The organism is Streptococcus sp. 4094 (genome assembly GCF_013277125.1).
Classification (GTDB): domain Bacteria; phylum Bacillota; class Bacilli; order Lactobacillales; family Streptococcaceae; genus Streptococcus.
This window is the reverse complement of the sequence record NZ_VMMI01000031.1, coordinates 42,017-49,235: the sequence shown is the minus strand read 5'-3', so window position 1 is coordinate 49,235 and position 7,219 is coordinate 42,017. Positions and strand designations below refer to the sequence as shown.

General features: G+C 39.5%; 8 protein-coding genes. 7 read left to right on the top strand and 1 reads right to left on the bottom strand.

Annotated features, from left to right (window positions below; genetic code table 11):
- Nucleotides 1-274 precede the first annotated feature (274 nt).
- On the bottom strand, nucleotides 275-1,441 hold the full coding sequence (locus tag HT721_RS07195; protein WP_173229437.1) for an IS30 family transposase: 1,167 nt from the start codon (nucleotides 1,439-1,441) through the stop codon (nucleotides 275-277).
- Between the two features lie 207 nt (nucleotides 1,442-1,648).
- Between HT721_RS07195 and mltG the strand changes: the two genes are divergently transcribed.
- The 7 genes from mltG (at nucleotide 1,649) to atpB (ending at nucleotide 7,216) form a co-directional block, all read left to right on the top strand.
- Nucleotides 1,649-3,313: an endolytic transglycosylase MltG gene (mltG, locus tag HT721_RS07190; RefSeq protein ID WP_173229435.1), complete on the top strand. Its 1,665-nt coding sequence runs from the start codon at nucleotides 1,649-1,651 to the stop codon at nucleotides 3,311-3,313.
- Between the two features lie 61 nt (nucleotides 3,314-3,374).
- Complete coding sequence (gene greA, locus HT721_RS07185; protein ID WP_000818760.1) at nucleotides 3,375-3,857, top strand: transcription elongation factor GreA; 483 nt, start codon at nucleotides 3,375-3,377, stop codon at nucleotides 3,855-3,857.
- A gap of 75 nt (nucleotides 3,858-3,932) precedes the next feature.
- Nucleotides 3,933-5,294: an amino acid permease gene (locus tag HT721_RS07180; protein WP_173262165.1), complete on the top strand. Its 1,362-nt coding sequence runs from the start codon at nucleotides 3,933-3,935 to the stop codon at nucleotides 5,292-5,294.
- A gap of 100 nt (nucleotides 5,295-5,394) precedes the next feature.
- A complete protein-coding gene (locus HT721_RS07175; RefSeq protein ID WP_173218092.1) occupies nucleotides 5,395-5,805 on the top strand; it encodes a GNAT family N-acetyltransferase in 411 nt (136 codons plus the stop codon).
- 45 nt (nucleotides 5,806-5,850) lie between these two features.
- Entirely contained in the window at nucleotides 5,851-6,009 is a 159-nt protein-coding gene (locus tag HT721_RS07170) for a hypothetical protein (RefSeq protein ID WP_173218090.1), read from the top strand.
- Between the two features lie 255 nt (nucleotides 6,010-6,264).
- The gene (locus HT721_RS07165; RefSeq protein WP_001054562.1) at nucleotides 6,265-6,465 is read left to right on the top strand and encodes a F0F1 ATP synthase subunit C; all 201 of its coding nucleotides are present in this window, start codon (nucleotides 6,265-6,267) and stop codon (nucleotides 6,463-6,465) included.
- Nucleotides 6,466-6,499: 34 nt separating this feature from the next.
- On the top strand, nucleotides 6,500-7,216 hold the full coding sequence (atpB, locus tag HT721_RS07160; protein ID WP_000392851.1) for a F0F1 ATP synthase subunit A: 717 nt from the start codon (nucleotides 6,500-6,502) through the stop codon (nucleotides 7,214-7,216).
- Nucleotides 7,217-7,219: the final 3 nt, after the last annotated feature.

The following is a 7,219-nucleotide window of genomic DNA, read 5'->3' as shown; positions in this document are numbered from 1 at the left end:
ATTTTCATTGAGTATAAAAAATGGTAAATTCCCAAACTAACTTCCACCGCTAATCCAAGTGGAAGTTAGTCTGATAAAAATCCTAAAAACCAGTGGAAATCCGTGTCAGGGTAAGTTCCACTGGTTTTAATCATGCTTGATTTCATCGCTTTTGTAGCCAAAATGAATAGAAAAAAAGAGCGCACAAAATCCCCTCATCTGAAAGCGTTTCAGATTAAGTTCCGCTATGGTGGAAGTTAGTGTGAGACGTTTGAATGGGGTTAAAGGTTAGTTTTTAGAACTTATGTTGGAGTAATGTAGACGACTGACAGACGTCTTCTGCAGGTATTTTAGAAATGCCGAGAAGTTTAGGAATTTCTTCTCCATAAGTAAAGGCAAAGAGTTCATAGGCTGACTTTCCATTCAAAGCAGCGCGTTTGACACTGTTGACATGCGAACAGACGAGATTGATATCCTCTTGAGTTAAGTTGTCAAAAGAAGTTCCTTTAGGTAGAATGTCGCGAATCAGCGTGTGATTTTTCTCAATTCTCCCTTTCTGGTCAGAGCGATTAGGGTCACAAAAGAAGAGTTTACTCTCTCCTCGCACATCCATTTCGATATCATCGACCCTGGCAAACTCTCCTCCATTATCTGTCAGGATGACAGGGAAGAGTTGACAGAAATCTTTGTCAGCTTGATGAAGAGTGTTCTTGATGTCATAGAGGTGTTTGGTAACCTCAAGGGCAGTTTTATTATCCAGAAGTCTAGCGAAGATAAAGTTACAGAAAGATAGATTGAAGGTGAGTAGGACTTTCCCTCCCATCCTTCCCAGAACTGTATCCATTTCCAGCCAAGAGTCTAGTTGATTAAGGGCTAAATAGTTTTGGAAATCCTCATAGGAGCGACCTTTTTTAGCTTCTTTAGGAATGGAGGGGAGATTACGTTTCCGTCTTTCTTTGAATTTAACGGCTCTGGCTAGGTCAATAGGAGCGATAGATAGGTATCCTTTTCGGATATGTCGATATACAGTTGAGGAGCTGACATCAAGGTTATGAGTTTTGAGGATATGATAGATGTGTTGTCCCTTTTTAACTCCATCAGAAATGACTTTGTCCACTTCCCAGAAGGTCTTGGAATTGAGGGGAGTTCCTTCACGAGCTTCTACAAGAGTTTGTTCGTATTGTTTTTGAGCTTGTTTAGAGAGGTAGAAGATCTTCTTATAGCCACAATTTTGTCTTCTTTTAGGACATCCATTACAGACAAAGGTAGCTTTGTCTAGTAAAGGACAAGGAAGGTTATGGCCTGTAGACTCTCGGACTTGTCTGTTTCGTTTGACCTCTTTGGAAACAGTAGTTGGGTCTTTTAGAATGGATTGTCCAATAGCTTTGAATGTTTCACCGCGCTCTAAACCTAATTGGATATCATTACGGTCTGAAAGGGTAAGGTGTTTATGTTTTGTCATAGTAGACCTCATTTCTAATTCAAACGTCTCACACTTAATTCCACCATAAAAATCCGTTTTAGACTAATTTCCACTTCGGTTAGGCGAGTGGAAGTTACTTTGAGAAGTTAGCGAGTATAAAAAATAAGCTAGGAAAAGTATCATAGGTTGCTTTTCTTGGACTTTTAAGATATAATATTATGGATTGTCAACAAGGAGGAAAAACTTTTGAGTGAAAAGTCAAGAGAAGAAGAGAAATTAAGCTTTAAAGAGCAGATTCTGAGAGATTTAGAAAAAGTAAAAGGCTATGATGAAGTTCTGAGAGAAGATAAGGCAGTAGTTCGCACTCCTGCAAATGAACCTTCAGCTGAAGAACTCATGGCTGATTCCTTGTCAACGGTAGAGGAGATTATGAGAAAAGCTCCTGCTGCGCCTACTCACCCAAGTCAAGATGTACCAGCTTCTCCAGCAGATGAGATTCAAAGAGAAATTCCTGGTGTTCCAAGTCATCCAAGTCAAGATGTACCTTCTTCTCCAGCGGAAGAAAGTGGTTCAAGACCAGGACCAGGTCCTGTTAGACCTAAGAAACTTGAAAGAGAATACAATGAAACCCCAACAAGGGTAGCTGTTTCCTATAAGACGGCAGAGAAAAAAGCAGAACAAGCAGGTTCAGAAACACCTACGCCTGCTACAGAAACAGTGGATATCATCAGCGATACACCACGTCGTAGCCGTAGAGAAGGAGCAAAACCCGTTAAGCCTAAGAAAGAGAAGAAGTCACATGTGAAAGCCTTTGTGATTTCATTCCTTGTATTCCTTGCCTTGCTCTCAGCAGGTGGTTACTTTGGTTACCAGTATGTTCAGGCATCTTTACAGCCTGTGGATGCTTCATCGAAACAATATGTGACTGTTGGAATTCCAGAAGGTTCAAACGTTCAAGAAATCGGTACGACGCTTGAAAAAGCTGGTTTGGTAAAGCATGGTCTGATTTTTAGCTTTTATGCTAAGTATAAAAATTATACCGATTTGAAAGCAGGTTACTACAATTTGCAAAAGAGTATGAGTACAGAAGACTTACTCAAAGAGTTGCAAAAAGGTGGAACAGATGAACCACAAGAACCTGTCCTTGCGACTTTGACAATTCCAGAAGGTTATACCTTGGATCAGATTGCTCAAGCTGTGGGTCAATTGCAAGGTGACTTCAAAGAGCCTTTGACAGCGGAGGCTTTCTTGGCAAAAGTTCAAGATGAGACGTTTATCAGTCAAGCAGTAGCTAAATATCCTACTTTATTGGAAAGTTTGCCTACAAAAGACAGCGGTGCGCGTTATCGTTTGGAAGGATACCTTTTCCCAGCTACATACTCTATCAAGGAAAGCACAACTATTGAGAGCTTGATTGATGAGATGTTGGCAGCTATGGACAAGAACACATCTCCTTATTATAGTACTATCAAATCTAAAAACTTGACTGTCAATGAGTTGTTGACCATTGCTTCCTTGGTCGAAAAAGAAGGTGCCAAGACAGAAGATCGTAAGCTCATTGCCGGTGTATTCTACAATCGTTTGAATCGTGATATGCCACTTCAAAGTAACATTGCAATCTTGTATGCTCAAGGAAAACTGGGGCAAAATATCAGCCTAGCTGAGGATGTTGCGATTGATACCAACATTGATTCACCTTATAATGTTTATAAAAATGTAGGTCTCATGCCTGGTCCAGTCGATAGTCCGAGTCTGGATGCGATTGAGTCAAGCATCAATCAAACTAAGAGCGATAACCTCTACTTTGTAGCAGATGTCACAGAAGGCAAGGTCTACTATGCTAACAATCAAGAAGACCACGACCGCAATGTCGCTGAACATGTCAACAGCAAATTAAACCAAACAAACTAAAATTATGTGATACTTCACATAATTTTCTTTCGAAAATATCATCAGAAGAAAGTTGAGAAAAATGGCAGAAAAAACATATCCTATGACCCTTGAGGAAAAGGAAAAACTTGAAAAAGAATTAGAAGAATTGAAATTAGTTCGTCGACCAGAAGTAGTAGAACGCATTAAGATTGCCCGTTCATACGGTGACCTTTCTGAAAATAGTGAATACGAAGCAGCTAAGGATGAACAAGCCTTTGTTGAAGGACAAATCTCTAGCTTGGAAACAAAAATCCGCTATGCTGAAATCGTCAATAGCGACGCAGTTGCCCAAGACGAAGTAGCGATTGGTAAAACAGTCACCATCCAAGAAATTGGTGAGGACGAAGAAGAAGTTTATATTATCGTAGGTTCAGCTGGTGCGGATGCCTTTGCAGGTAAAGTTTCAAATGAAAGCCCAATTGGACAAGCCTTGATTGGCAAGAAAACAGGTGACACAGCAACCATTGAAACACCTGTTGGTAGCTATGATGTAAAAATCTTAAAGGTTGAAAAAACAGCCTAAAAACAGAAAAAAGGAGTGGGGGGGCTGTGCGCTTCACTCACTCCTTTTTCCATTTTAAATTGAATTGGAGACGTTATGAGTTCAAAGAAGAAAAACAAGATGGAGCGTGGTCTGACCAATCGTCATGTGCAGGTTATGGCCATCGCTGGCACAATCGGAACAGGACTCTTTTTGGGAGCAGGTCGCTCTATTAGCCTAACAGGTCCTTCCATTGTACTGATTTATATGATTACTGGGGCTTTCATGTTCCTCATGATGCGTGCTGTTGGGGAAATGCTCTACCAAGACCCTGAGCAACATACCTTTATCAACTTTATCACGCGCCATTTGGGTAAGGGCTGGGGCTATTTCTCGGTTTGGTCTTACTGGCTATCCGTTGTCTTTATCGGTATGGCGGAAATCACTGCTATCGCACATTATGTGCAATTTTGGTTCCCAACTTGGCCGAGTTGGATGATTGAAATTGGATTTTTGACCATTCTAGCCTTAGTTAATCTGATTGCGGTGAAGCTCTTTGGGGAAGTTGAGTTTTGGTTTGCGATGGTTAAGATTGTGGCTATTTTAGCTATGATTGCGACAGGAGTCTTTATGGTCTTGACAGGCTTTAAGACACCTCATGGAGTAGCAAGTTTAGCCAATATTGCTGATAATTTCTCTCTCTTTCCAAATGGTGGAGTGAACTTTGTCATGGCCTTCCAGATGGTGTTCTTTGCCTACCTCATGATTGAGTTTATCGGGGTCACAACTTCTGAAACCAAAAATCCACGTCAGGTCTTGCCAAAAGCCGTTAAGGAAATTCCTTTGCGTATCGCCTTTTTCTACGGTGGTGCCCTCTTAGCCATCATGGCTATCATTCCGTGGCGTGAACTGGCTTCTGCTGATTCTCCTTTTGTAACAGTATTTGAATTGGCCGGTGTCAAGTGGGCAGCAGCCTTGATTAACTTCGTCGTTTTGACCTCAGCAGCCTCTGCTCTTAACTCAACCCTTTATTCAACAGGTCGTCATTTGTACCAGATTGCTCATGATTCGCCAAATCGCTTCCTAAAGGCTATTAAAGCAGATACTCTTTCTCGCCACAATGTACCACAAAATGCCATCATTGCCTCAGCGATTTTGATTGCCCTAGCAGCCTTTATCAACGTCTTGCCAGGAGTTTCGGATGCCTTTGCCTTGATTACGGCTTCATCATCTGGTGTCTATATTGCCATTTATATCTTGATCATGGTGGCTCACCTTAAATACCGCAAGTCACAAGACTTTATGGCGGATGGCTATCTCATGCCCCATTATCGTTTCCTAAATCCCTTAACCATGCTCTTCTTTGCCTTTGTCTTTGTAACCCTCTTTTTACAAGAGTCTACATTTGTAGGAGCAATCGGCTCAGCTATCTGGATTATCGGTTTCGGGATTTATAGCCAGTGGAAATTTAGAAAATAGGTTAAAGACTTATCAACTCAGGTTGGTGAGTTTTTGCTAGTTTGACAGTCTATTGAAATAAGACTATAATCAAGCTGTAACAGTGTTTGAGGAGGTTTAGATGTACTTTAGATTGGAAAATAAGGAATCCCATAAATCACAAGAAATTGGGAATTTGATTCGTGCTTATAATCGTTCAAAAAGAGAAGAGGCTGAAAGTGAGCCACTTAATCTTTATGTTGAAGATGAAAAGGGCAATCTTCTGGCAGGCTTGATAGCAGAGACTTTTGGAAATTGGCTAGAAATCGAGTATTTATTTGTAAAAGAGGAACTGCGAGGGCAAGGAATCGGTTCAAAACTATTGCAGCAAGTAGAGACTGAAGCTAAGAATCGAAACTGTCGTTTTGCTTTTGTTAATACTTACCAGTTTCAGGCGCCAGATTTTTATCAGAAACATGGCTACAAGGAAGTCTTTGCTTTGCAAGACTATCCCTACACAGGAAAAAGATTTTATTACCAAAAAGATTTGTAAGGAGAATATGAAAGGATAAGGCAAAGAGGGGTTCTTGACATAAGTATGAAGGGGATTCTCGATAAATACCAGTTAAATCCTACAAATTGTGTCTTTCTAGGCAATATTGAGTACAATGCAATCGCAGCTGAGAAATTGGGAATCAAGTCCTATCAGGTTAAGAAAAGAAGCGATGCCGTCGATATTTTGAAATCCTATATTTAAACTTAACACTCTCTATCTTTTTAAATTGACCTTAATCCGAGATTCCCCTCTCGGATTTTGTGTTGCTTTCATTAAATTTACAGGTAAGACTTGCTAGCTTCAGTAAATATACACAAGTTTTTCAGAATAGAGTGAAATCCGAAAGAAAATAGAAGTAATTTTCATTAAACGCTTCCAATGTGCAAAAAAAGTTGACAAATTTAAATTTTAGGACTACACTAAGTAAGTAAATTTTATTTTAAAGGAGAATTCGTTATGAATTTAACATTTTTAGGCTTATGTATTGCCTGTATGGGCGTATCTGTCGGTGAAGGTTTATTGATGAATGGACTGTTTAAATCAGTAGCACGCCAACCAGATATGCTTTCTGAGTTTCGTAGTTTGATGTTTTTAGGTGTTGCCTTTATTGAAGGAACTTTCTTTGTAACTCTTGTCTTCTCATTTATTATCAAATAAATACATGGAACGAGAAGAAAAGGGAGGATTTTAGATGGAAGAAAGTATTAATCCAATCATCTCTATTGGTCCTGTTATCTTCAATCTGACTATGTTAGCCATGACCTTGTTGATTGTGGGAGTTATTTTTGTCTTTATTTATTGGGCAAGCCGCAATATGACCTTGAAACCCAAAGGAAAGCAAAATGTACTTGAGTATGTCTATGACTTTGTTATTGGATTTACAGAACCTAACATTGGTTCGCGCTACATGAAAGATTACTCACTCTTTTTCCTTTGTTTATTTCTTTTCATGGTGATTGCCAATAACCTTGGCTTAATGACAAAGCTTCAAACGATCGATGGGACTAACTGGTGGAGTTCGCCAACCGCTAATTTACAGTATGACTTAACCTTATCTTTTCTTGTCATTTTGTTGACACATATAGAAAGCGTTCGTCGTCGTGGATTTAAAAAAAGTATAAAATCTTTTATGAGTCCTGTTTTTGTCATACCGATGAATATCTTGGAAGAATTTACAAACTTCTTATCTTTGGCTTTGCGGATTTTTGGGAATATCTTTGCAGGAGAGGTCATGACGAGTTTGTTACTTCTTCTTTCCCACCAAGCTATTTATTGGTATCCAGTAGCCTTTGGAGCTAATTTGGCTTGGACTGCATTTTCTGTCTTTATTTCCTGCATCCAAGCTTATGTCTTTACTCTTTTGACATCTGTGTATTTAGGGAATAAGATTAATATTGAAGAGGAATAGAAA